The 24,302-nt window shown below is 48.5% G+C and carries 15 protein-coding genes; 2 read left to right on the plus strand and 13 right to left on the minus strand.

Annotated elements, in window-relative coordinates:
- Window positions 1–790: 790 nt before the first annotated feature.
- Both CBE68_RS12195 and CBE68_RS12200 read right to left on the minus strand, forming a co-directional pair.
- Entirely contained in the window at window positions 791–3,745 is a 2,955-nt protein-coding gene (locus CBE68_RS12195) for a TonB-dependent receptor (protein ID WP_229744802.1), read from the minus strand.
- A gap of 608 nt (window positions 3,746–4,353) precedes the next feature.
- A complete protein-coding gene (locus CBE68_RS12200; protein ID WP_158100594.1) occupies window positions 4,354–7,281 on the minus strand; it encodes a TonB-dependent receptor in 2,928 nt (975 codons plus the stop codon).
- A 646-nt stretch (window positions 7,282–7,927) separates the two neighbouring features.
- On the opposite strand from CBE68_RS12200, the gene CBE68_RS12205 reads away from it, so the two are divergent.
- Window positions 7,928–9,085 (plus strand): patatin-like phospholipase family protein, encoded by a 1,158-nt coding sequence (locus CBE68_RS12205; protein WP_087506370.1) that lies wholly within the window; start codon window positions 7,928–7,930, stop codon window positions 9,083–9,085.
- Window positions 9,086–9,161: 76 nt separating this feature from the next.
- Window positions 9,162–10,043, plus strand: a complete 882-nt coding sequence (locus tag CBE68_RS12210) for a GGDEF domain-containing protein (protein WP_087506371.1) — start codon at window positions 9,162–9,164, stop codon at window positions 10,041–10,043.
- On the opposite strand, the gene tilS is transcribed toward CBE68_RS12210, so the two are convergent.
- Genes tilS through rseP form a run of 11 tightly spaced genes read right to left on the minus strand, consistent with a single transcriptional unit; the run spans window position 10,040 to window position 24,298 of the window.
- Complete coding sequence (gene tilS, locus CBE68_RS12215; protein WP_087506372.1) at window positions 10,040–11,359, minus strand: tRNA lysidine(34) synthetase TilS; 1,320 nt, start codon at window positions 11,357–11,359, stop codon at window positions 10,040–10,042. The genes CBE68_RS12210 and tilS overlap by 4 nt on opposite strands.
- A 5-nt stretch (window positions 11,360–11,364) precedes the next feature.
- Window positions 11,365–12,321 carry an acetyl-CoA carboxylase carboxyl transferase subunit alpha gene (gene accA, locus CBE68_RS12220; RefSeq protein WP_087506373.1) on the minus strand — a complete coding sequence of 319 codons (957 nt, stop codon included), beginning with the start codon at window positions 12,319–12,321 and terminating at the stop codon, window positions 11,365–11,367.
- A gap of 34 nt (window positions 12,322–12,355) precedes the next feature.
- Window positions 12,356–15,844 (minus strand): DNA polymerase III subunit alpha, encoded by a 3,489-nt coding sequence (gene dnaE / locus CBE68_RS12225; protein WP_087506374.1) that lies wholly within the window; start codon window positions 15,842–15,844, stop codon window positions 12,356–12,358.
- A gap of 15 nt (window positions 15,845–15,859) precedes the next feature.
- Complete coding sequence (rnhB, locus tag CBE68_RS12230) at window positions 15,860–16,435, minus strand: ribonuclease HII (RefSeq protein ID WP_087506375.1); 576 nt, start codon at window positions 16,433–16,435, stop codon at window positions 15,860–15,862.
- Window positions 16,436–16,438: 3 nt separating this feature from the next.
- Window positions 16,439–17,608 (minus strand): lipid-A-disaccharide synthase, encoded by a 1,170-nt coding sequence (gene lpxB / locus CBE68_RS12235; protein ID WP_087506376.1) that lies wholly within the window; start codon window positions 17,606–17,608, stop codon window positions 16,439–16,441.
- A 22-nt stretch (window positions 17,609–17,630) separates the two neighbouring features.
- A complete protein-coding gene (gene lpxA / locus CBE68_RS12240) occupies window positions 17,631–18,395 on the minus strand; it encodes an acyl-ACP--UDP-N-acetylglucosamine O-acyltransferase (protein WP_229744803.1) in 765 nt (254 codons plus the stop codon).
- Between the two features lie 2 nt (window positions 18,396–18,397).
- Entirely contained in the window at window positions 18,398–18,853 is a 456-nt protein-coding gene (gene fabZ / locus CBE68_RS12245; RefSeq protein WP_087506378.1) for a 3-hydroxyacyl-ACP dehydratase FabZ, read from the minus strand.
- A 27-nt stretch (window positions 18,854–18,880) separates the two neighbouring features.
- A complete protein-coding gene (gene lpxD, locus CBE68_RS12250; RefSeq protein ID WP_087506379.1) occupies window positions 18,881–19,906 on the minus strand; it encodes a UDP-3-O-(3-hydroxymyristoyl)glucosamine N-acyltransferase in 1,026 nt (341 codons plus the stop codon).
- A gap of 10 nt (window positions 19,907–19,916) precedes the next feature.
- Entirely contained in the window at window positions 19,917–20,414 is a 498-nt protein-coding gene (locus CBE68_RS12255) for an OmpH family outer membrane protein (protein ID WP_087506380.1), read from the minus strand.
- Between the two features lie 33 nt (window positions 20,415–20,447).
- Window positions 20,448–22,922, minus strand: a complete 2,475-nt coding sequence (gene bamA, locus CBE68_RS12260; RefSeq protein WP_087506381.1) for an outer membrane protein assembly factor BamA — start codon at window positions 22,920–22,922, stop codon at window positions 20,448–20,450.
- 35 nt (window positions 22,923–22,957) lie between these two features.
- A complete protein-coding gene (rseP, locus tag CBE68_RS12265) occupies window positions 22,958–24,298 on the minus strand; it encodes a sigma E protease regulator RseP (protein ID WP_087506382.1) in 1,341 nt (446 codons plus the stop codon).
- Window positions 24,299–24,302: the final 4 nt, after the last annotated feature.

The following is a 24,302-nucleotide window of genomic DNA, read 5'->3' on the forward strand; positions in this document are numbered from 1 at the left end:
GTCCAAGAGCTGTCAAAAGTGGCTTGGAATTGGTGGCGTCGAGCTTCTGTCGCATGGATGCGACAGTAGAGCCTATATGGGACAACTTTATTAAGTTGTCGCGAAGGCAGGAAGCCGCAGCGGGGCTTTGCAAAGGGCAGGAGCCCGTCGGCAAAGTATTTACGGCGTCTCGACGAAATCAATTGCAAGTCGCTTTCTTGCTGAATCAATTTTATACCCGTCGTTGACGTAAGAATTAGACGCCAAACACTCAAAGCGATTATCAAAGGTCGCACTACCGGCGGGTAACAGCTGCATCAAGCAGCCCATATCAAAGACGCCGTGAAATCATCCCTGATGGCTCCACTGCAGCCTCCCTGCTGCAGAGGCTTAGATATGGCCAACTTGATTCCGCTCTAATTAGTTCAGGCGCTTCGAGCGTTCTGGAAACAGTCCAAGAGCTGTCAAAAGTGGCTTGGAATTGGTGGCGTCGAGCTTCTGTCGCATGGATGCGACAGTAGAGCCTATATGGGACAACTTTATTAAGTTGTCGCGAAGGCAGGAAGCCGCAGCGGGGCTTTGCAAAGGGCAGGAGCCCGTCGGCAAAGTATTTACGGCGTCTCGATGAAATCAATTGTAAGTCGCTTTCTTGCTGAGTCAATTTTTTACCCGATTAAATCAAGGAGCTTACCGTTCGTTCTGAACATCGCCGCTCCTGTGCTTCCCTGCACCCGCGGCATACCTTTCGTCCTGAACATAAAAAAGGCCGCTGAAATCAGCGGCCAAATAAAGGAAGTGCAAGTACTTATGGTTAGAATTTGTAGCTAGCGCCAACCGCGTAGCGAGCAGAGCCTTGAGTTGCGCTTAGCATTTGCTCTTTATAGCGGCCGTGAATGCGTTGCTCTTCTTCCAGCACGTTCAAGCCTTCAAAGAAGATGCTCAACTGGTCATTCACTTCGTAGCTCACGCTGATGTCCAACTGACCATAAGATTCTGTGAACTGAGGAGCTGGACCACCGGCTTCAGCTTGACCGGTCGCTGACAAGAAGTCATCACGCCAGTTGTATGCTGCCCGCGCTTGCAGACCATCTTTGTCGTAGAACACAGAGAAGTTTGCAGAGTCACTCAAGCCAGGTAACGCGAACTGCTCATCAGTTGCTTCAACATCGTACTCAGTGTCACCGCTCACGAAAGTAGCGTTAGCCTGGAAACCAAAACCTGTATCCCAGAACCAGTGCTGCCATGCGATTTCCCAACCGTGAGTGCGGAGATCTTCAACGTTGTTCGGACGGTTAACCAACCAAGTCACAACTGGATCATCGTCACTCTGGCGAATCACAGTGTTGTCACCAACTTGCTCGCCGTAGCCATTATCAACCAACCACTGGAACACGTTTTCGTCAGTTGCTGGAACACCGTCAGCTGCTAGTTCAGAGCGAGCCAATTCAGCGCGTGGACCAATGTATGGGTCGCGCAAATCGTCATATTGAACTTCGCTGATAGTGGTTTGCAGGAAGTTTTCTACGTCTTTGTTAAACCAGCCTGCAGATACATAGCTCGCTTCGTCATAGTAGTATTCTAAAGACAAGTCGAGGTTATCAGAACTGAAAGGCTCCAACCCTGGGTTACCAGAGAAACCAGTACGAGAACCAGGCTTCGGCTGGTTAGTCAAAGAGTTAGTCGCTTTCATCTGGCCCAGCGTTGGACGTGTGATGGTCTTACTCAAAGAAACACGAGCAATTAAGTCTTCAACGATTTCCAAGTTAATATCAAGGTTCGGTAGGAACTCGCTGTAGTCACTTGTTTCGTTGGTGTAAGTCTGCTCTTCAGATTTTTGGGTAAACCACTCTTGACCAGAAATCCACTGAACTTCTTCAGCCACAGTTTGCAAGCTGCTCGCAGTGACGTCGGTTTGCTCGTAACGGCCACCCAGCAACACATTCAATGGCATTTCCATGACTTCAGTTTCAACACTCAACTGAATGTAAGCACTCGTTGTTTCTTCTTGCACCGTGTGGTCATCTTGCCATGGTGCAGCAACATACTGGACGCCAAATAGTTCTTCGGCTTTAGCCATCGAAGTCTTTTGGTTGTAGGTGTAGTAGTAAGGGATACGAATATCATTACCACCACCAGAGAAGTCACCCAAGAAGTCATTGCCTAACAGCACCAACTCCATGTCTTCTTCCCAGATACCCAAGTTGGCAGGGTCGTACCAACCAGCGCTTTGTTGGTCATAGCTACCCCAAGCGCGAGTTTCCATATCAGTGTAAGCAACACCAAATTCAATAGTATCGACGATACCTGGAATATCGATGAAGTAGCTACCATCGAACTGATACTGAGTCACATCAGTTTCGTTCTTCGCGGCAACCATACCGGCGAATAGCGAGTTGTAATGCTCTGGTAGGAGGTTGACATCAGTACCCGGAACAGGATCAGTGAATACCGCATCCAGTGTTGGGATTTCAGTGCTAGAGGCATCATAAGTCTTCTTATCGAAGTTGAAACCACCTTTAATGAAGAAGGTACGGTTGGTGCCGTTGCTGAGTGCACCGTTTGACTCAGCAGAAGAGTCATGGGCATCAAAGCTGAGTTCCAAATCATCATTGACTTGCCACTCGACATTCAAGCCCAGAGATTTGTTCTCGTTCTCTGAGGCTTCCATGCTCATGGTGCCTGAGTAGTCACCACCAAATTCAGTGACCACATCAAAGGTACCATTTTCATCAACGTGAGCAGTATCAACACTGTTATAGCCTTGGAACCAAAGACCGAAGCTATCGACGAAGCTTTCATCTTCTAACTTCGAGTAGGTGTAATCCGTAGTGATCACCAAGTTATCCATTGGTGCATATTGGAAAACAACTTGAGCATTGTAACGTTCACGCTCAACATCGGTAGAACTGAAGCCCATGTTACGAGCGTAGAAGTAGTTGCCATTTGGGTTTTGGTTTTCGTCAACCACTTCACCTGCGGCCACTTTGCCTTCTAGCCAACCGGCAAACGCTGAATCTTCAGTATTGAACTGACGCCAACCATCAATACCAGCTTTGGTAATAGTGCTATCGCGCTTTTTGTAGGAGGCAGAGACGCCAAAACCAATTTTGTCGTCCATAAATGTGTTGCTGAAGATACCGGAAACTTCAGGCGTATAGTCATCACCATTGCCATCGACGCTATCATCGACGCTAGTGTCGTGATGCACTTTACCGGTGACTGTCGCAACCAAACCGTCGTTATCAAATGGGCGTGCGGTGCGAATATCGATGGTGGCACCAATACCACCAGAAGGAAGATCGGCACGGCCAGTTTTAGAGACAGCGACCTCGGCAACACTCTCTGAAGCAATGTTGGCAAAATCGAACGAACGAGTTGATTCGCTAGCAGTACCAGAAGTCGGCATAGTCCGACCGTTGAACAAGACTAAGTTGAAGTCCGGGCCAAAACCACGAACAGTCACCTTACTACCTTCACCGTTTACACGGTCAATGGAAACACCGGTGATACGTTGGAGAGATTCAGCCAAGTTGGTATCGGGGAATTTACCGATGTCTTCTGCCGAAATGGCGTCAACAACACCCGCAGAGGTGCGTTTCAAATCCATCGCTTTCGCTTGAGAACTGCGAATACCGGTAACCTGAATAACTTCGGTATCATCCGCTGGAGCTTCCTCGGCGGCTTGAGCTGGAATCAATGCCGCAGCGCCGAGCACCAAAGACAAACTGGCTGCCAGTTTTGTTTTAGTGAACATTGTGTGTTTCATGAACTGTCTCCGTATAGACTTATTTATTCATGAGTGGCGCAAGCACTCATGATTTATAACGGGTTAAAAATCCTACTGCCCATGTGAAGCGCATTTACTTAGCTTGTAACCGCTTACGTAAGCGCTTTCATGATGATGATAAGTTTAAGCCTCGGTGAACAAACAAATCAATGTTCAACGCAGCAGTTAGATCACAAAAACAACAAGTGTGCGACACCACCTCAATAACTCCATCACAAGTACAATCAATGAATTCTCATCCATCCTCCAAATTCAGCATAAAGCACTGTTATAATTAACAATAATCAGAAAACCAAAGAACAAAACAAGTAACAAACAATGGTAACTACATGCAAAATCACAGTGCAAAGTGAGTCCATTAGAGGACGTCGGCACCATTTTTTCTGTCATAAATGAGAGCTAGATCGCTTATCAAAGACGCTCATGTAAGTGCTTACATGGGCATGAGAATAACCTTTCATTGCAGTTTCAATTGCAGCGAACAAAGCGAACCTATTGGCAAAACGTCATCGCAAGGTTATTTTTTAGCAAGCAAAAAAAGCCGCTGTTTCCAGCGGCTTGTTAGCTTCAAGTCTAACGAGTAGCGATTAGAAGGTGTAGCGCGCGCCGATGGCGTAGCGGGCGCTGTTTTCTTGGGCACGCAACATTTGCTCTTTGTAGCGACCATGGATACGCATTTCTTCTTCAAAGATGTTGATGCCTTCGGCAAAGACAGTCAGTTCCTCAGTCACATCGTAACTGATGCTGAAGTCCCACTGGCCATAAGACTCAGTGAACTGAGGCGCTGGACCGCCCGCTTCAGCTTGGCCAGTGCCTGATAAGAAGTCATCACGCCAGTTGTAAGCGATTCGCGCTTGCAAGCCGTCTTTATCGTAGAAGGCTGCGAAGTTAGCCGAATCACTCAATCCAGGCAGTGCGAACTGCTCATCGGTGCGCTCAACATCGTACTCAGTATCACCAGTCACAAAGGTGGCATTAGCAGAAACACCAAATCCAGTATCCCAGAACCAATGCTGAGCAGCGATTTCCCAACCGTGGATGTTCAAATCTTCGACATTGCTTGGTCGGCTAATATTCCATGTGATCACTGGATCGTTGGCACTTTGTGGCACGCGACCGTCAGCGTCACCATAACCATTATCAACTAACCAACCATGAACGGCCTCATCACTTGGTACACCACCGGCGGCAGTAATTTCCTCGCGAGCTTGCTGCGCGGCAGGGCCGACATATGGGTCACGCAAATTGTCATATTCGACCTCAAAGATACGGTTCTGTAAGAAGTTTTCCACTTCTTTATTGAACCAACCGGCTGACACATAGCTCGCTTCACCATAATAGTATTCAACCGAGAAATCGAGGTTGTCCGAGCTGTATGGTTTCAGCGCAGGGTTACCAGAAAACCCAACGCGGCTCCCTACTTTTGGAATAGCAGTCAACGAAGTTGCCGCACGCATCGAGCCTAGGGTCGAGCGAGTGATGGTGTTGCTGTAACTAAAGCGTACTTTTAGATCTTCAATGACTTCCAAGTCGACATCAAGACTTGGCAGAAACTCTTTGTAGTCGGCTGTTTCGCGGTTAAATGTTGAACCAGCAAACTCGGTAGCCCACTCGGTCGGATTCAACCAAACCACGCGCTCGGCATCTTGCTGCAAACTGCGAGCAGTGACATCAGTTTGCTCATAGCGAATACCGGCCAGCACATTAAGGGGCATGTCATTGAATTCACTTTCGAAGTTGAACTGCAAGTAAGCTGACTTGGTTTCTTCTTCAATGTGATGGTCATCAGTAAACGGAATGGCTTTGTATTCAACATCGTACAACTCTTCAGCACGCGCCATGGCTGCGTCTTGATCGTAGCTGTAGTAATAAGGGATCAGCATGTCACTGCCGCCGCCGGAAAAGTCACTGAGGAAGCCTCCACCGAGACTTTCATACGACATATAATCCGCCCACTGCCCTTTGTTGCCATACCAACCGGCATTGATTGGACCGGTGTAACTGGCGCCAGCATGGGTTTCCATTTTCAGGTAAGACAAACCAAAGTCAATTGAGCCCAACGCATCTGAGCTATCGTTTAGCCAGCTACCATCAAACTGAACTTGAGTGACATCGGTTTTGTTCTTGCCGGCGCGAACACCTGCAAACAAGGTAGCGTAATCTTCGGGCTGCAGGTGCGGCTCACCAGCAGGATTCAAATCGACGTAATTAGCGCCCAACAGAGGTATTTCGGTGTTGCGTGCGTCGTACGTTTTATCCGCTACGTTCAACGCACCGGCAATAAAGAACTTGTTATCTGCGCTGTCGCCCAATGTGCCTTCAGCGGTTGCTTCGGAGTCATGAGCATCCAGACGCAGTTCAAGCAGATCGTTGACCTGCCACGTAATGTTCAGGCCAAGTGATTTGTTCTCATTTTCGGACGCATTTTGCTGCATAGTACCTGAGTAGTCGCCGCCGACTTCGGTGGCGTAAACAAAAGTACCATTCTTATCAACTTCCGCTTGCGTTAAGTTTCCTAAACCTGAGAACCATAAACCGAAGGTATCGGCTGCCGATTCATCCTCGAGTTTGGAGTAGGTGTAGTCAAGGGTCACTTCCATGGTGTCCATTGGCGCATACTGCAACACTAACTGGGCATTGGTCCGCTCGCGCTCTGTATTGGTGATACCAAAGCCAATGTTACGAGCATAGAAATAGTTGCCGTATGGGTTTTCGTTCATGTCAGTAAGCGCCACGCTGCCTGCTTCCGCGCGAGCTTTTAGGTCAATGACGTCTTGCGATTCGTCGTCAAACTGACGCCAGCCATCAATCGTTGCGGCGTTAGTGGTGCTATCGCGCTTGACATAAGAGCCAGAAAAACCAACACCGAATTGACCATCCATGAAGGTATTGCTGATCAGGCCCGAAATTTCAGGAGTGTAATCATCGCCATCCTCGACACCGGTATCGTGATGAACCTTGGCACCAACTGTTGCCACCAGGCCATCGTTGTCAAATGGTCGAGCCGTTTGAATATTGATAGTGGCGCCAATGCCACCTGACGCAACATTCGCCTTGCCTGTTTTGTACACTTCAACGCCACTGACACTGTCTGATGACAAATTAGCGAATTCAAATGAGCGGGTCGATTCACCTTCAACCTGTGCAGTTGGCATCACGCGATTGTTCAGTAACACAAGGTTGAAGTCAGGCCCGAAACCTCGAACAGTAACTTTGCTGCCCTCACCATTAACTCGGTCAATCGAAACACCGGTGATACGTTGCAGCGATTCGGCCAAGTTGGTATCCGGAAACTTACCAATATCTTCCGCTGAAATAGCGTCAACAACACCTGCTGATGTGCGTTTGAGATCCATCGCTTTAGCCTGCGAGCTGCGAATACCGGTGACCTGAATGACTTCGGTGTCATCGGCAGGTACTTCTTCAACGGCTTGAGCTGGGAAAAACGTTGCGGCACCAAGAACGATAGAGAGGCTTGCAGCCAACCTAGTTTTGGTGAATTTTGTGTGTTTCATGAAGTGCTCCATTTTATTATTTTTTGTACCGCGTATCTGCGGTTACATATTTTTTTAATGCAGATAAAAATCCTGCTTCCCCCGCAAGCGCTATCTTCTGAATGCAATTACTTGACACCCAACCACCAAGTAAGCGCTTTCACGGCGAGACAAGTCTAATGCTGAAAAGTTCAGCAAAGCAACGCATAAAAAGTACTTAAGATCACACAACCAACAAAGATTCATCAAATAATTAACGAATCAAACAAATGAAAATTTAGAACAAAAACAGCTATCACCAGTCATAGAAAAGCTCACCCCAAAAAAACATAAGCAATTAATTTAATTACAAATAAACCAATTAATCCTCTATTTCCACTGGCTTCATCTGTTGATTAATTACAACATATCGATAATACCCTTACCATTTAATCGAGTAATTTTTACCCAGCAAGTATTATTGATACAAAACACAACTAAGACCCCGTGTAAGCACTTTCTTTTTAGGGCTTCTCGGGGAAGAAACCGAAGCCATTCAGCGGTACTCAATATGCTTGATAAAGACTTTGTACCAAATCAAGGTTTTGCTATTTCTTCAAACAGGTAACAGTTTGATAAGTCATACTTATCTGAGTAATAAATGTTGAACTGACTAAAAAGGAAGACGTTGAGTCTAAAATTCCGCCAACATCAAGCATCGCCACAACCAAAGCCGAATTCAGCTATTGTGCTGACTGGAGGCGGCGCTCGTGCGGCATATCAAGTCGGCGTGTTAAAAGCCATTTCTGAGTGCTTCCCTGGCAGTGGGCGGTTGCCATTTGATATTATTTGCGGCACTTCAGCAGGAGCAATCAATGGCACGGCGCTGTCCTGCTATGCCGCCAATTTCCGGTTGGGTATCAAAAAAATTGAGTGGGTTTGGCGTAACTTTGAAACCGCCAAGGTATATCACTCCGATCTGCGAGGTATATGTCGTCAGCTGTTGTTAAATTTGCTACCCGTCAAAACAGCGCAACCCGATCAAGCTCTGGCAGTGTTAAACAACGCTCCGCTAAAGCAATTATTAACCAGCCTCCTCGACTTATCGCGTATTGAACGCAACATTGACCGTGGTTTTCTCAAAGCAGTATCAGTTAGTGCTTCAAGCTATGCGACAGGGAATTCGGTGTGCTTTTTTCAGGCTGAACCTGAGATTGGAGACTGGTACCGGGTCCGTCGTCGTGGCGTACGAACCCCGTTAACTTTCCAGCATTTGATGGCATCGTCAGCCCTGCCAATGGTGTTTCCAGCAAGTAGAATCGGTAAACGCTACTATGGTGATGGTTCAATTCACCAATTGGCACCGCTAAGCCCTGCAATTCATTTAGGTGCGAGGCGAATATTGGTTGTCGGCACCAGTGACCTGCCCGATCGCCCATCAACCAGCGCGATGCCACCACCAAGTGCCGCTGATATTGCAGGCCACCTGCTTGATACTATTTTCAGTGACAGTTTAAGGGCCGACTTAGAACGGCTACAGCGCATCAACAACACCTTGGCCATGCTCTCTCGGGCTGAACAACAAAAGGTCAACTTGTTTCCTATCCACACCCACGTCATTAACCCGTCAACAGAGTTAAAAGATTTGGCAGCACCCCACTACCCCCGCCTTCCTTCATCGGTGAAAGTACTGCTCAAATTACTAGGGGCGAACCCACAGACAAATACCGCGTTACTAAGTTACTTGTTGTTTGAAAAAGAATATTGTCAACAGCTGATTGAGCTTGGTTATCGAGACGGCTTGCAGCAGCGGCAAGCTGTGCTGCATTTTTTATGTGATAAGTAAATTTTTCCGACATTTTGGCATGCGCCCTGCTTCATAGTTTTCGAAGCGACAATTTTTTGCCGGAGTGAGCCTTTTTATGGATACCATGCAGATGTCTTCATCAGCGTTCGATGCCAACATGGACCAGGCGCGCGCCTCAGTATTTAGCGTTTACTACAATGAACGCCCCAGCTCGTTATTGAGCATTTTGCAAACGGAAATTGAGTTAAAGCCTTTGTTGAGATTGTACCTTGAACAAGCTCGACAACGTGTCAGCCTTGATGGCATTAGCCTATTTTGGAACAACCAACAGTTCCATGTCGGCGATACATCAAAGAGCTACCGTCTCACGGTGGAGTGGACCATCGATGACCATGAACCGGTCAAATTGGCTTATACCAGCCGTCATAAGTTTGACAATCACAAACATCAACAACTGGATTGGCTACAACGCCAACTGCACTTTCCGCTTCGTAACGCATTGCGCTATGAAAGCATGCGACAGCAAGCGCGCACCGATCACTTAACCAACATCGGCAACCGTGGCGCATTTGACGACCATGCTTGTCGATATATGTCACAGGCCAGACGAAGCCGGCAAAACCTTGCCATTGTGTTATTGGATTTGAACGACTTTAAACAGGTCAATGACCATTACGGCCATTTGATGGGTGATCGCGTACTACAAGCCGCCGCCGAATGTTTGCAGGCCGCCATTCGAGGCTCTGATCTACCATTTCGCTTTGGCGGTGATGAGTACGCGGCGTTGCTCATCGATTGTTGCGAGGAAGCTTGCCTGCTGGTGCAACAACGGATCACGGAGCAGTTTGATCAGCACCCTCTGCTGACTAAGCTTGGGATTTCTGCCAGCATCGGTGCTGCGATGTATTCTGCCGCAGACAACATTGAAACTTGGCTAGCTCGCGCTGATGAGGCGATGTATGAAATGAAGCGGAATAAAAAATCGCTCTCAGCTTAACACTTTAACTCGATGTGCCAGCCTGACTCACCGGGTTGGCAGAGATAATCCTTAGCGATCCAATAGCCGACTGCGGCAACACACTCCTCATCGTAAAACACTAATGGGATATGCTGGCGCAACCAAGGCGCTACGGCCATCTCTTGCCAAACTTTCTTGAGCTCTCTAGAGCCGTTTCGATTTGCAGGCCTGACGCGCTTCTTAAGCTGGCCAAAGCGAATCGTCACGGATTGATCATCGGTTGGCTCCCTTAGCCTTTCCGTACCGCTGTCCGTCACAAACGCACGAAGCTTGCCGTTTGGCAGGGTCAATGGCTTCGGCCAATGCCACTCAATCTGCTCGATTGGCCGCTCAGTCTTATCGTTGAGCAAATGAAGCTCATCGCGATAACGACGCAACTGCCAGCCAGCCCAATTGAGCTGAGGCTCAGCATCCTGTTGCGCCAAAGCAACATGTAGCCAAGCTTGCTGTTGCTGAGCATGAGACCACAGCGGAGCCTGACGGAGGCGAAGCCAATGCCGCAGCACCCGATCTCGGCGGCCATGAGACAGCGATTTGAGCGCCCCAATAGACAATGCCGACGCACGTTTGCAGTTGCTGTAATCTTCGGCAGTGAGCTCTTCAAGTACCGTTCGTTCTTGGCCTAATAAACCGACACTGCGACCCGCGGCTTGATTAAAACCTGGCCAACGTTGCTGACACAAGGGCAAGAGTTGATTGCGAATGAAGTTGCGATCAAACTTATCGTCCTGATTACTCTCATCTTCAATCCAGCTCAGTTGCTGAGCTTCAGCAAACTGCTGTAATTCCGAGCGAGACAATTGCAGCATTGGTCGCGCCAGCAAACCGTTGGCAAACGGCATCAAGGCAGGCATGGCAGAGAGGCCATCCAAGCCACTGCCGCGCTTGAGTGACAAAAACAGAGTTTCAATCTGATCATCCTGATGATGGCCAGTTAATACCGCACAGTCAGCACGATCAACCAGTGATTCGAAAACGCGGTAGCGGGCCTCACGAGCCACGGCTTCAAGGCTCTGGCGATTGCCTTTGGCAACCTGAACATGTTCAAAAGTCAACGGAATTGCGAGTTGTTGACAGCTTTTTTGGCAGTGCTGCAACCACTGATCAGCATTGTCAGAAAGACCATGATGAACATGACAAGCGGAGAGTTGGAGATGAGGGTGCTGTAGCTTATAAGCGTGGCAACCATCGAGCAGCGTTTGGGAGTCCAAACCACCGCTATAGGCAATAATGAAGTGATGAACACCACGCCGCTGCAATTCATCGAGCTGGCAAAACAGCGTGGTGAGTATCATCTTGTTTAGCAGTAGCCGTAGCCCATCAAACGCTGATAACGGCGCTCTTTTAGCGCATCACCATCAAACTGCTGCAATTCCTCAAGGTCGGCGCTGATTTGCTTTTTCAACGTCTCGGCCATCAATACTGGATTACGATGAGCACCACCAAGTGGCTCCTCGACAACGTTATCAACTAACTCAAGCTCTTTTAGACGAGGCGCTGTGATCCCCATAGCCTCCGCCGCAGTCGAAGCTTTGTCGGCGCTCTTCCACAAAATAGAAGCACAACCTTCCGGAGAGATCACCGAGTAGGTGCTGTATTGCAGCATGTTGACTTTGTCACCCACGCCAATAGCCAAGGCGCCGCCTGAGCCACCTTCACCAATGACGGTACAGATCACCGGCACATTCAACTGCGCCATTTCTTTTAGATTGCGCGCAATAGCCTCGCTCTGGCCACGTTCTTCGGCACCAACACCAGGATAGGCTCCAGGGGTATCGATAAAGGTGATAATTGGCATATTGAATCGTTCTGCCATTTTCATCAGGCGCAACGCTTTACGGTAGCCTTCAGGGCGAGGCATACCAAAGTTACGTTTAATCTTTTCTTTCGTTTCGCGGCCTTTTTGATGGCCAATGACAACCACCGGCATGCCGTCCAAACGGGCGGTACCGCCAATAAGAGCCTGATCATCGGCATAGGCTCGGTCACCACACTGTTCATCAAATTCAGTGAAAATATTGTCAATGTAATCTTGGGTATATGGGCGCAACGGGTGTCGCGCAACTTGCGCCACTTGCCATGCTGACAGATCAGCGAAGATCTTCTTGGTCAGCTCATAGCTTTTGCCACGCAGCTTTTCCAGCTCTTCATCTAAGTTGACATCAACCGATGTCTCGCTGGAAACGTGCTGTAGTTCTTCAATTTGGGCCTCGAGCTCCGCAATTGGTTGCTCAAAATCCAGGAAATTCAGGTGCATAGCCATTCAATGCAGTCCTATTTTGTAATTTTTATCAGAAGGCCAGAGAGACCTGCTTCGGCCCCATTAAACTTTCTAGTTCACTCATCAGGCGATCCGTTGGCGTTACCCGCCATTGGGTCCCTAATTCTAGTTCAGCCTCAGCAGTGCCGGCATCATAACAGATCCGAACGGGTGTCGTCCCATGTTGCCATTGGCTCAAAACATTTTGTAGTTCAGCTAACCAATCTTGCCGTAAAGCATTTTTGGCCAACTTAATATTCAAACTTGAGCAATGCCGCTCTCGGGCCTGCTCAATGTCTAATATCGAATCGGCCGACATTTTAAGGCCGCCGCTGAAGTCATCAAAGCTGACCTCTCCCTCAACGATCAATATCTTATCTTTGACGCACACTGATTCAAATCGTTCGACCGAATCGCCAAATAAACCAACATCTAAACGTCCGGAGCGGTCATCGATACTCAAAATACAAATCCGCTTGCCTGATTTTTTACTTACCATCATGCGGACGCCAATCACCAAACCAGCCGCTTTCACTTTTTGACCACGATTGGTTGGAGTGACATCTTTGAGGCGATTGGAAGTATAGTTTTTCAATTCCGATAGGTATTGATTGATCGGATGCCCTGTCAAATACAAACCGAGAGTCTCGCGTTCATATTCAAGCCAAACCGATTCCGGCCAAGGGTTAACCGAGGCAAATGCTTGCTGTACTTCTTCCGGTTCTGTGGTCAACAGGCCAAACATATCGCCCTGCCCCAAAGCTTCTGCTTTGTGGTGCTGCTCAGCGGCGCGCATAGCTTCTTGTAAGGTCGCCATTAGCGCAGCCCGATGGGGGCCGAGTTTATCCATCGCGCCAGATTGAATCAGTTTTTCTAAAATTCGACGATTGACTTTTTTCAGATCGATTCGGGCGCAAAAATCGAACAAATCCCGGAATGGGCCATTCGCTTCGCGTTCCTCGATGATGGCTTCGACCGGCCCTTCACCGACGCCTTTGATTGCGCCGATGCCATAAACAATCTCACCTTGCTCGTTAACCGAAAACTTGTAATAGCCTGAGTTCAGATCCGGCGGGCTCAAGGCCAACTGCATCCGCTGGCATTCATCGACCAACGTCACGATCTTATCGGTGTTATCCATATCGGCGGACATCACCGCCGCCATAAAGTAAGCAGGATAGTGAGTTTTTAACCACAGCGTCTGGTAGGAAACCAATGCATAGGCAGCTGAGTGCGATTTATTGAATCCGTATCCGGCGAACTTTTCCACCAGATCGAAAATCTTCATTGCCAGTTCGCCATCGACCCCATTGTCCTGAGCGCCTTGCTCAAAAACGGCACGCTGCTTAGCCATTTCCTCTGGCTTCTTTTTACCCATCGCTCGACGCAACAAGTCAGCGCCACCAAGGGAGTAGCCTGCCAGTACCTGAGCAATCTGCATCACCTGCTCTTGGTACAAAATCACGCCATAAGTTGGCTCCAAAATAGGCTGTAGTGAGTCATGCTGATACTGAGCATCAGGGTAGGAAACTTCTTCACGGCCGTGCTTGCGGTCAATAAAGTTATCCACCATACCCGAGCCCAATGGGCCTGGGCGGAACAATGCCACCAATGCGATGATATCTTCAAAACAGTCGGGTTTAAGTCGCTTGATCAGCTCCTTCATACCGCGAGATTCGAGCTGGAAAACAGCTGTGGTTTCAGCCCGCTTTAACAGATCAAAGCTTACTTTGTCGTCAAGTGGAATCGACTCAATCAGAATGGCCTCTTGGCCCTCGGCCACACGCCGCGGATTGAGCATATCCAATGCCCATTGGATAATGGTCAGCGTTCGCAATCCGAGGAAGTCGAACTTCACCAAGCCGGCTTCTTCAACATCGTTTTTGTCGAACTGGGTCACCGGGTTGTTACCCTCGTCGTCACAGTAAAGTGGCGAAAAATCGGTGATCTTGGTTGGCGAAATTACCACGCCACCAGCGTGCTTACCGGCATTACGTGTCACCCCTTCGAGGGTACGCGCCATGTCGATAATTTCTCGCACTTCTTCATCAGCGTCGTAAAGCTCGGGGAGCTTAGGCTCTGCTTCAAAGGCTTTCGCCAGGGTCATGCCGGGATCAGGCGGTACTAGTTTGGAGATTCGGTCGACAAAGCCATAGGGCTGACCCAATACCCTGCCAACATCGCGAATTGCGGCTTTCGCCGCCATGGTACCAAAGGTAATGATCTGGCTTACTGCATCGCGGCCGTACAGCTCAGCAACGTGATCAATCACTTCGTCGCGCCGATCCATACAGAAGTCGACGTCAAAGTCAGGCATTGAAACCCGCTCTGGGTTCAAGAATCGTTCGAACAGCAAATCAAATTCGAGCGGATCAAGATCGGTAATTTTCTGCGCATAAGCGACCAGTGAGCCAGCACCGGATCCTCGCCCAGGACCGACAGGAATGCCATTGTCCTTGGACCATTGGATAAACTCCATCACGATCAAGAAGTAGCCGGGGAACCCCATCTGGTTAATCACGTCGAGTTCAATTTTCAACCGCTCGTCATATTCGGGTCGACGCTTCGCTCGTTCTTCTGGATCCGGAAACAGGAATTCGAGTCGTTCTTCCAAGCCATCTTCCGACACTTTGACCAGATAATCTTCGATGGTCAGATCGCCGGTAGGAAAGTTTGGCAGAAAGTATTCCCCTAAGCGCACCGATACATTACAGCGCTTAGCAATCTCAACAGTATTGGCAAGGGCTGATGGCACATCGGCAAACAGCTCACACATCTCAGCTTCGGAGCGTAAATACTGTTGTGGTGAGTAGCGTTTAGGTCGGCGTTTATCGGCAATTGCAAAGCCATCATGAATGGCAACACGAACTTCATGAGCCTCAAAGTCGTCTTGTTTTAAAAAGCACACTTCATTGGTCGCAACTACCGGCAACTGTTGTTTTGCTGCCAATTCAACCGCTGCGTGTAAGTAGTCTTCTTCTTGCGGCCGGCCGGTTCGAATCAGTTCGAGATAGTAACGGTCAGGGAAGTAATTTTTGTAAAACGCCACTAACTCTTCGACAAGTTGATGGTTATTTCGCAGCAAGGCTACGCCCATATCACCCTCGCGAGCGCCCGAGAGCACAATCAAGCCCTCGTTGAGCTCAGCGAGCCATTCTTTTTCAATGACGGGTCGGTGCTGCACATGCCCTTGCTCGTATGCTCGTGAAATCAGCAAGGTAATGTTTTTATAGCCGGTGTCATCTAAACAAATGACAGTCAAGCGAGTCAGTTCATCGCCAAACTCTGCCGAGCGCATCCACATATCGGCGCCAATAATCGGCTTAACACCTGCGCCTTGAGCCTTACCGTAAAACCGCACTAGGCCGCAGAGGTTACCTTGGTCAGTTATGGCCATCGCAGGCATGTTTTGCTCGGCAACGGCTTTGATCAAGGCTGGCACCTTATTCATGCCATCGACCATGGAGAAGTCAGAATGGATGCGCAGGTGGACAAATTTAGGGTCAAGGTTATCAGTCATTACGATTTGGCCCTTTCAGTGCTGCTCAAGCACGCGTTGCACTGGCTTGAAACTGCGGCGATGTTGAGGACAGGCGCCATACTCAACCAGCTTTTCCATGTGCAGCTTGGTTGGGTAGCCCTTGTGACGAGCAAATTCATACTGCGGATATTGTTGGTCGAGTTGCGCCATTTCGTCATCACGAGCGACTTTGGCAATGATCGATGCCGCGCTGATGGCTGCTTCAAGGCCATCACCACCAACGACCGCTTTGGCTTCCATTGGCAATTCAGGGCAACGATTACCATCAATTAACACCAACTGGGGCTGCTGTGATAGGCCTGCGACAGCGCGTTGCATGGCCACCATAGTCGCCTGCAAAATATTGATTTCATCGATTTCAGCCGCCTCAGCGCGACCAAGTGACCAACAGAGCGCTTTGCTCTTGATTTCTTCAGCAAGTAATTTGCGCTTCTTTTCCGATAATTTCTTTGAGTCATTCAAGCCTGCAATAGGCTTGGCCGGATCGAGGATCACCGCGGCTGTGACCACAGCCCCCACCAAAGGACCGCGGCCAACTTCATCGACACCTGCGATTAACTTCATGTTCATTCCTTAGCGAGGCGAGTTTGCTTGCGATGATTTAATCAATACATCAATAGCGTCGGTAGCACGGACGCTGGCATCCTGACGAATCAGCCGATGGAGCAACTCAAACTCTGCTTGCAGGTCGGCACTGGGGCTATCTAACTGGCGATTCAACTCAGTAACCAAATTTTCTATCGTCATATCGTATTGAAGATATTCTGGCACCAGTGGTTTATCGGCAAGTAAGTTTGGTAGTGATGCATACTTCACTTTGATCATTCGCTTGGCGATTTGATACGTCAACCAATGGACTTTGTAGGCAACCACCATGGGGCGTTTGACCAGCATTGCTTCAAGCGCCACTGTGCCCGATGCAAGCAATACTGCATTGGCTGCTGCCATGGCGTCTCTGGCATTGCCATCGATGACTGTCACTTTTAGCTGCGGGTAGTTCTCGAGTAATGTTTCTATTTGTTGGCGGCGCTTGCCGTTGGCGGCCGGTACAACAAACTGAAGGTGACCGCGTTGCTGTTGCAGTTGTTGCGCAACTTGTAAAAAGGTGTCGCCTAATTGCGCCACTTCGCCACCGCGACTGCCAGGGAGAATAGCCACAACTTCTTGGGCATCTATCAGGCCTATGCGTTGCCTCGCTTCTGCGCGATCCAATGACATCGGGATTTCATCGGCCAGCGGATGGCCAACAAATTCACAAGCGACGTTATGGTTGTCGTAAAACTGCTTTTCGAACGGCAGCAATGCTAAGACTAAATCGGTCGCTCGATCGATTTTGAAAATACGTTTCTGGCGCCATGCCCATACTGATGGGCTGACGTAATGGACCGTCGCTATACCGGCATCTTTTAATCGCCGCTCGACCCCAAGATTAAAGTCGGGAGCATCAATGCCAACAAATACATCCGGTTGCCAGTCAATAATTTTGGCAACGACATCTTTGCGCAGTTTTAGCAATTCTGGTAATCGGCCTAATACTTCAAACAAGCCCATAACCGACAAGGTTTCCATATCAAACCAAGAGTTAAAGCCAGCTTGAGTCATCTTAGGTCCGCCAATACCAGCAAATTCGGCATTGGGGTAACGGTGTTTGAGCGCCTGTAACAACGAAGCCCCCAGCACATCGCCGGAGGCTTCACCTGCTAATAACGCAATTCGAATCGGACGGTCTACGCCTGCAGTCATATTGTCGTGTTCTACCGAAAAATTAGCGAACAATGCCGCGTGATGATTTCGCCAGGTAATCGACAATGACTTGTACTGCTGGCGATTCCTTGCCCTGCTCTGCAAGAACTGGCAGAGCTTGTTCCGTGGTTAAACCGTCGCGATAGAGCGTCTTATAAGCCTTTCGCAAGGCTTGTATGGCAGGCTTATCAAAGCCACGGCGTTTAAGCCCTTCGTAGTTCATGCCGAAAGCTTCGTTGTGACGCGCCATGACATAAGGTGGAATGTCCTTAAGTACGATAGAGCCAGCGGCGGTAAAGCTATGAGCGCCAACACGGCAAAACTGGTGATAACCACTCATAGCGCCGGCAATAGCCCAGTCTTCAACATGAACATGGCCCGCCAAACCGACGTAATTAGCGAGGATAATATTGTCACCAACGACGCAATCATGGGCAATGTGAACATATGCCATGAATAGGTTATTGCTGCCAACAACGGTTTTTCCTTCGTCTTGAGTGGTGCCGCGGTGGACAGTGACACACTCTCGAAAAATGTTGTTATCACCAATAATTGTTTCGGTTGGCTCGCCGGCATACTTTTTGTCTTGGTTTTCTTCACCAATTGAGACAAATTGAAAAATCCGGTTTCCTTTGCCGATTTTGGTCCGTCCTTTGATCACCACATGCGACGCGACTTCTGTGTCGTCGCCGATCTCTACATCGGCATCAATATAAGTCCATGGACCAATACTGACGTTACTACCAATGCGAGCATTTTCATGAACAAATGCTAGAGGACTAATCAAAACTAAGCTTCCCGTTGTGCACACATAATTTCAGCCGTACAAACAACGGCGCCATCGACCTTGGCAGTCGCATTGAATTTACCCATGCCACGGCGAATCTTAATGAGTTCGACTTCCAAAACTATGGTGTCACCTGGGCCAACCGGCCGTTTAAAACGTGCATTGTCGACACTAGCGAAATAGTACAAGGTGTTTTTGCCCGGCTCTTCCTCGGCTGACTTATAGCTGAGAATGCCCGTTGCTTGGGCCAAGGCTTCGAGCATCAATACACCCGGGAATACCGGTTTCTGTGGAAAGTGGCCGGTAAAAAACGGTTCATTGAAAGTGACGTTTTTGATCGCGTGGAGCCATTTGCCAGGCTCGTAATCGGTGACTTTGTCCACGAGTAAAAACGGGTAGCGATGGGGCAGACAGTTGAGGATCTCCTCAATGTCCAACTGCTTGAGTTCTCTAGTCAAGACTCAATTCCTTATTCTTGTTAAATATCAATCATCTTGGTTCAACTGAGACTCAAGCGCTTTGACACGCGCGAACAAATCTCCCAGTTGATTATAACGGTTCACTCCTCGGCGCCACTCTCTGTTGCCGGTGGCAGGAATACCGCTTGAATATACGCCAGGTTCAGTGATGCTCTTGACGATCATCGAATCACCGGTGACATGAACTCCATCACAAATTTCGATGTGACCATTAATACCCACGCCGCCGCCAATGATGCAGTACTTGCCAATTTTGGTACTACCGGCAACTCCAGACGCTCCGGCAATCGCGGTATAGTCACCAACCTGACAGTTGTGACCAATCTGTACCTGATTATCAATAATAGCGCCTTTACCGATGATGGTGTCATCAAGAGCGCCGCGATCGATGGTCACGCTGGCGCCAATATCGGCTCCTTCGCCGATAATGACTCGGCCCATTTGTGGGATTTTTTCCCAACGCCCCTGGTCATTGGCAAAGCCAAAACCGTCACTACCTAACACGGTATTGCTGTGGACCATCACTTCATCACCGAGCACTGTGTGATGATAAAGCGTCACATTGGGCTTGATGGTGACGCGATGGCCTATTTCAACGCCCACGCCGATATAACTACCGGCGCCAATACTGACATCGTCGCCAACTCGGACATCTGCTTCGATGACCACATTGGGACCGATATGCGCATTGTTGCCAATCGAAGCGGTTGGGTCGATCGTGACGGAAGGGTGAATGCCAGCTTCTGATACTGGGCTATCATCGAGTAATTGCGCCGCTTTAGCGTAACCCAAGTATGGGTTGTCCATTACCAAAGCTCGGCCTGCAACTAATGATTGCTCTTTGGGGCTAACAATCACTGCGAGCGCGTGACAATCTTCGAGTTGCGATTTGTATTTTTTATTGGCTAGAAAGCTAACTTGTTGCCCGTCGGCGTTTTCTAAGGTGTTTAAACCGACAACGACGGCAGAGCCGTCGCCATCGAGAGTTGCACCGATATGTTCTGCAAGCGCAGCGAGTGTAATGCTAGTCATTAAAAGCCAATTACTTTTTGCTCAAGTGTTCGACAACTTTAGCTGAAATATCTGATTCTGGCTTAGCATATAGAATCGATTGGCGATCCAATACAGCTTCGTAGCCTTCTTTCTGGGCAATTTCGCTAATTGCTTTTTGCACAATAACAAAGATTTTCTTGTTTTCTTCGGCTTGACGGCGTTGGCCATCTTGCTGCAGCGCTTTGGCTTTCAATTTCAATGAAGCGTCCATTTCTTGTAACTCACGGCCCACTTTCATTTTCTGCTCTTCAGTCAACAGCGCTTCGTTGCGGCGTGCCTCTTCTTGCTTATCGGCCATTTGCTTTTCCAAACGCTGTATTTCATCAAGACGATCGGCAAATTCACCCTGCAACAATTTGGCAGTTGCTTCGCTTTGTGGAATGTTTTTCACGATGCGGCCTAAATCAACAACCGCGATACCTTTGGCTTGTACTGCGCCAGCCAACATGGCCATTCCTAAAGCAGCAACGGCAACCAATTTTTTCACAATAAACTCCTTAGAGATTAGGACGCCACTTGGTTAGAAGGTTTGTCCGACATTAAACGAGAAAGTTTCTGTTTTATCGCCAGTGTAATCTTCAAGCGGCTTAGCAAAACTGAAGATCATCGGTCCCATTGGTGACAACCATTGAACCGTCAAACCAACTGACGCACGAATTTTACTTGGGTCTGAATAATCGTAAATCTTATCAAGCTGATCACGATGCAAATCTTTATAGCTGTCGTAATCAAACTCAGTATCCCAGAGGTTACCAACATCTAAAAACATACTGGTACGAACCGAGTTTTTATAGGCCTCGTCCATAAATGGAGTTGGTACGATCAATTCCAGCGATGCAACTGCCAACGCATTACCACCAATCGAGCCACTGCTCACCTCAAGAAAATCATCTTCAGGTGGTGATGGAATCACTGCACCGCCGCCAGGGCCTGGACTTGGTGGGATGCTGCCAACCGCTACCCGACGAACACCTCGAGGACCAACACCACGAGACTCAAAGCCGCGCAGACTAGAGCTACCACCGGCACGGAAGTTCTTAAAGAACGGCATGATGTGATCGTGACCATTATTGGAACCATAACCATTGCCGTAGCCAAGTTGAGCAGAGGTAGCAATAACCCAATCATGTCGACGATCGAGCGGCCAGTACTGTCGATAGTTGTAGTTAAGAGTAAAGTAATTCAGGTCACTATTAGGCGTTGTGATCATAGCATTAGCGCTATTCGATGAACCGCTCGTTGGGAACGTTCCTCGGTTCAACGTAATGCGTGACCAACCGGCGTTGAAATCAAAGGTATTGAAGTTCACCTGACCATCAGGATTCGACTCATCACCATAGATCAGGTAGAACTTACGAACTTGGTCGTAATCATCAAGATTCGATAGTTCGTTGTAATTGTAACCAACACCTAAGTTAATTCGATTGTATTCATCGAGCGGGAAACCAAGGCTAGTTGACAAGCCATAGGTAGTATTGTCATAGCTAATCAAGTTAGCGCTACCTGCATCAAATTCCGAGTAGAAGATACGACCGCCAAATGATACCCCGTCCTTGGTAAAGTAAGGGTCAGAGTAACTAAAGTCAGCACGGCGGTTATAGCGGTTGGTGTTGACTTGAGCACCGATCTTATTACCTGTTCCCAAGAAGTTGTTTTGCTGCACACCGGCCTGCAAACTCAGGCCAGAATCAGTACCATAACCCAAACCGGCCGTGAAGGAACCTGAAGGTTGCTCTTTGACGGTGAACTCCAAGTCGACCATATCGTCTTGCTGAGGCAAGCGATTAGTTTCGGACTCAGCAGTCTCGAAGTAACCCAATCGATTGAGTCGATTTTCCGACAGCTCAACGGCTGAATTCGATAACCAAGCACCTTCGAGCTGACGCATTTCTCGACGCAACACCTCATCCTTGGTAATGGTATTACCAGCGAAGTTAATCCGGCGAACATAGATACGCTTGCCTGGGTTGATGTTGACGTTTAGCGTTACTTCGTTGGTCTCGTCATCCAGTTCTGGGAATGTCGTTACTTCTGGGTAGGCATAACCAAAACGACCTAAGTACTTGCTAATTCGCTCTTCAGAGAAAGTGACTTCGGCGGCGTTGTACAAGTCGCCCGGACGTTGGGTAAATAAAGCCTGCATGAGCTCTTTGCGGTTCAACAAGTTACCCGACAACTTCACTTCTTTAACGTGGTAAGGCTCACCTTCCTTAACGTTAATGGAAATGTAAATCGACTTTTTATTCGGCGTCATCGCCACCTGAGTCGATTCAACCTCGAAACGGATGTAACCGCGGTCACGGTAGTAACTGGTTAGAGTTTCTAAATCGCCTTCTAGGGTTTGCTTCTGATAGCGACGATTCCCCATGATATCCCACCATGGCAAGGTATCGCGCAGCTCAAGGGTTTCGAGTAACTCTTGGTCTGAATAGATGGTGTTACCGACAATGTTAATTTGGTCGATTTCAGCCGCATCGCCTTCAGTGAAAACAAACTGGACGCTGACTCGGTTGCGCGGCAGCGGTGTCACAATCGCCTGTACTTTGGCGTTGTATTTACCGATCGAGTAATAGAAATCTGCGAGGCCTTTTTCTACATCAGCGATAACACTACGTTCGAGTGATTCACCGACTTGAATCTTTGATGAGTCGAGGCTTTCTTGAAGTTGCTCATCTTTGATGTCTTTGTTGCCGCTAAACTCAATACTGCTGATGGTTGGCTTTTCGCGAACCTGAATCAACAAGGTGGTTTCGTCTTGAAAGATACGAATATCTTCAAAGTGGTTTGAAGCGTTCAAGCTACGCAGAATGATAGCGGCAGTTTCTGCATCAACCGTATCGCCAACTTGAACAGGTACACTGAGCAAGGCTGCACCGAGTGCAACCCTTTGAAGCCCCTCAATTCGGATATCTTCTACGACAAAAGTATCCTGAGCCTGCACTGAGGCACTGGCAAAGAGCGCTATAGAAGCGATAAGTGCAGATCGAATAGCCATGTTTTCTTATGTTGTCCTTTATACCGCCAAGAGCATTAAAACCGGGAAAAATCATTAAAGAGCGCTAAGCCCATCAACAGCATTAAGGCTGCAGATCCAATACGAAATCCGATCTCCTGAACCTTTTCCGGTACGGGTCGCCCCGATAGAAGCTCAATAAAGTAATAGAGAAGGTGGCCGCCATCAAGCACTGGTAGTGGTAATAAGTTGATTATTCCAATATTGACCGAAATTAGCGCCACAAATCCCAAAAAATAAACAAAGCCGAATGATGCACTGGCACCGGCTCCCTGTGCAATGGAAATTGGCCCACTTAAGTTCTTAACTGAGACATCGCCCGTGATTAGCTTACCAATCATACTGACGCTCAGCGTAACCAGCTGCCAAGTCTTATCCATTGCTTTGCCTATCGCCTCGATCGGGCCATAAGCTAATTCGAACACATAGTGCTCCGGCCAAGGCTCAACGGTTGGCGCTATTCCTAAATAGCCGCGTCCGCCTTTGTCGCCCGGAGTAGCCGAAAGTGTCACGGTGTCGTTATGACGTACGACATCAAATGTCATCACTTGGTTCGGCGATTGTTGAATTAATTTTGCAATATCGATCCATTCAGTTGCAGATTCACCGTTTACCGCAACAATTTGATCGCCAACTTCAAAGCCTGCTTTATGCGCCGGAGTAGCTTCCTCAACTTGCTGAATAACTAATTGGATCTGAGGTCGAAATGGCACCAATCCAAGACTACGGACGGCAGACTCTTTGTCGGGGTCAAATTGCCAATCACGTAGATCGAGTTGATAGGTTATGGGCCGCCCTGCACCAGGATCTTCTGCCTTTAATGTCATAGAATCGCGGCCGATATGAGCGACAAATACGAGATTGACTGCTTCCCAATCTGGCGTCGCGCGACCATCAACTTCGACAATTTGCTGTCGGCCATCAATCCCAGCAAGTGCCGCAGGAGAGTCAGCAACGACACCGTCAATAATTGGCTTAACGGTAGTCACGCCAACCAAGAACATTAACCAATAGGCCGCAACTGCCAGCAACAGGTTTGCTAGGGGCCCTGCAGCGACGATGGCAATGCGTTGCCAAACCGATTTATTGTTGAAAGCCAGATGAGCTTCCTCGGATGACACTTCGTCAACTCGCTCATCGAGCATTTTGACGTAGCCGCCCAAAGGAATCGCTGCAATCACATATTCTGTGCCTGTTTTGCCATGGCGGGTATACAGGGGTTTACCAAAACCGACCGAAAAACGCAGCACCTTGACGCCACAACGTCGTGCCACCCAAAAGTGACCAAACTCGTGAAATGTGATCAGCACGCCAAGTGCCACCACAAAGAAAATTAGATTCCAGAAAAACTCAAACATCACA

Origin of the sequence: Neiella marina, assembly GCF_002165625.1 — a bacterium.
GTDB lineage: Bacteria > Pseudomonadota > Gammaproteobacteria > Enterobacterales > Neiellaceae > Neiella > Neiella marina.

Excerpts from the sequence above, each read along its gene's own strand:
- CBE68_RS12195 (WP_229744802.1), bottom strand. The coding sequence starts at position 3,745 with ATGAAACACACAATGTTCACTAAAACAAAACTGGCAGCCAGTTTGTCT.
- CBE68_RS12200 (WP_158100594.1), bottom strand. The coding sequence starts at position 7,281 with ATGAAACACACAAAATTCACCAAAACTAGGTTGGCTGCAAGCCTCTCT.
- CBE68_RS12210 (WP_087506371.1), top strand. The coding sequence starts at position 9,162 with ATGGATACCATGCAGATGTCTTCATCAGCGTTCGATGCCAACATGGAC.
- tilS (WP_087506372.1), bottom strand. The coding sequence starts at position 11,359 with ATGATACTCACCACGCTGTTTTGCCAGCTCGATGAATTGCAGCGGCGT.
- accA (WP_087506373.1), bottom strand. The coding sequence starts at position 12,321 with ATGCACCTGAATTTCCTGGATTTTGAGCAACCAATTGCGGAGCTCGAG.
- dnaE (WP_087506374.1), bottom strand. The coding sequence starts at position 15,844 with ATGACTGATAACCTTGACCCTAAATTTGTCCACCTGCGCATCCATTCT.
- rnhB (WP_087506375.1), bottom strand. The coding sequence starts at position 16,435 with ATGAACATGAAGTTAATCGCAGGTGTCGATGAAGTTGGCCGCGGTCCT.
- lpxB (WP_087506376.1), bottom strand. The coding sequence starts at position 17,608 with ATGACTGCAGGCGTAGACCGTCCGATTCGAATTGCGTTATTAGCAGGT.
- lpxD (WP_087506379.1), bottom strand. The coding sequence starts at position 19,906 with ATGACTAGCATTACACTCGCTGCGCTTGCAGAACATATCGGTGCAACT.
- bamA (WP_087506381.1), bottom strand. The coding sequence starts at position 22,922 with ATGGCTATTCGATCTGCACTTATCGCTTCTATAGCGCTCTTTGCCAGT.
- rseP (WP_087506382.1), bottom strand. The coding sequence starts at position 24,298 with ATGTTTGAGTTTTTCTGGAATCTAATTTTCTTTGTGGTGGCACTTGGC.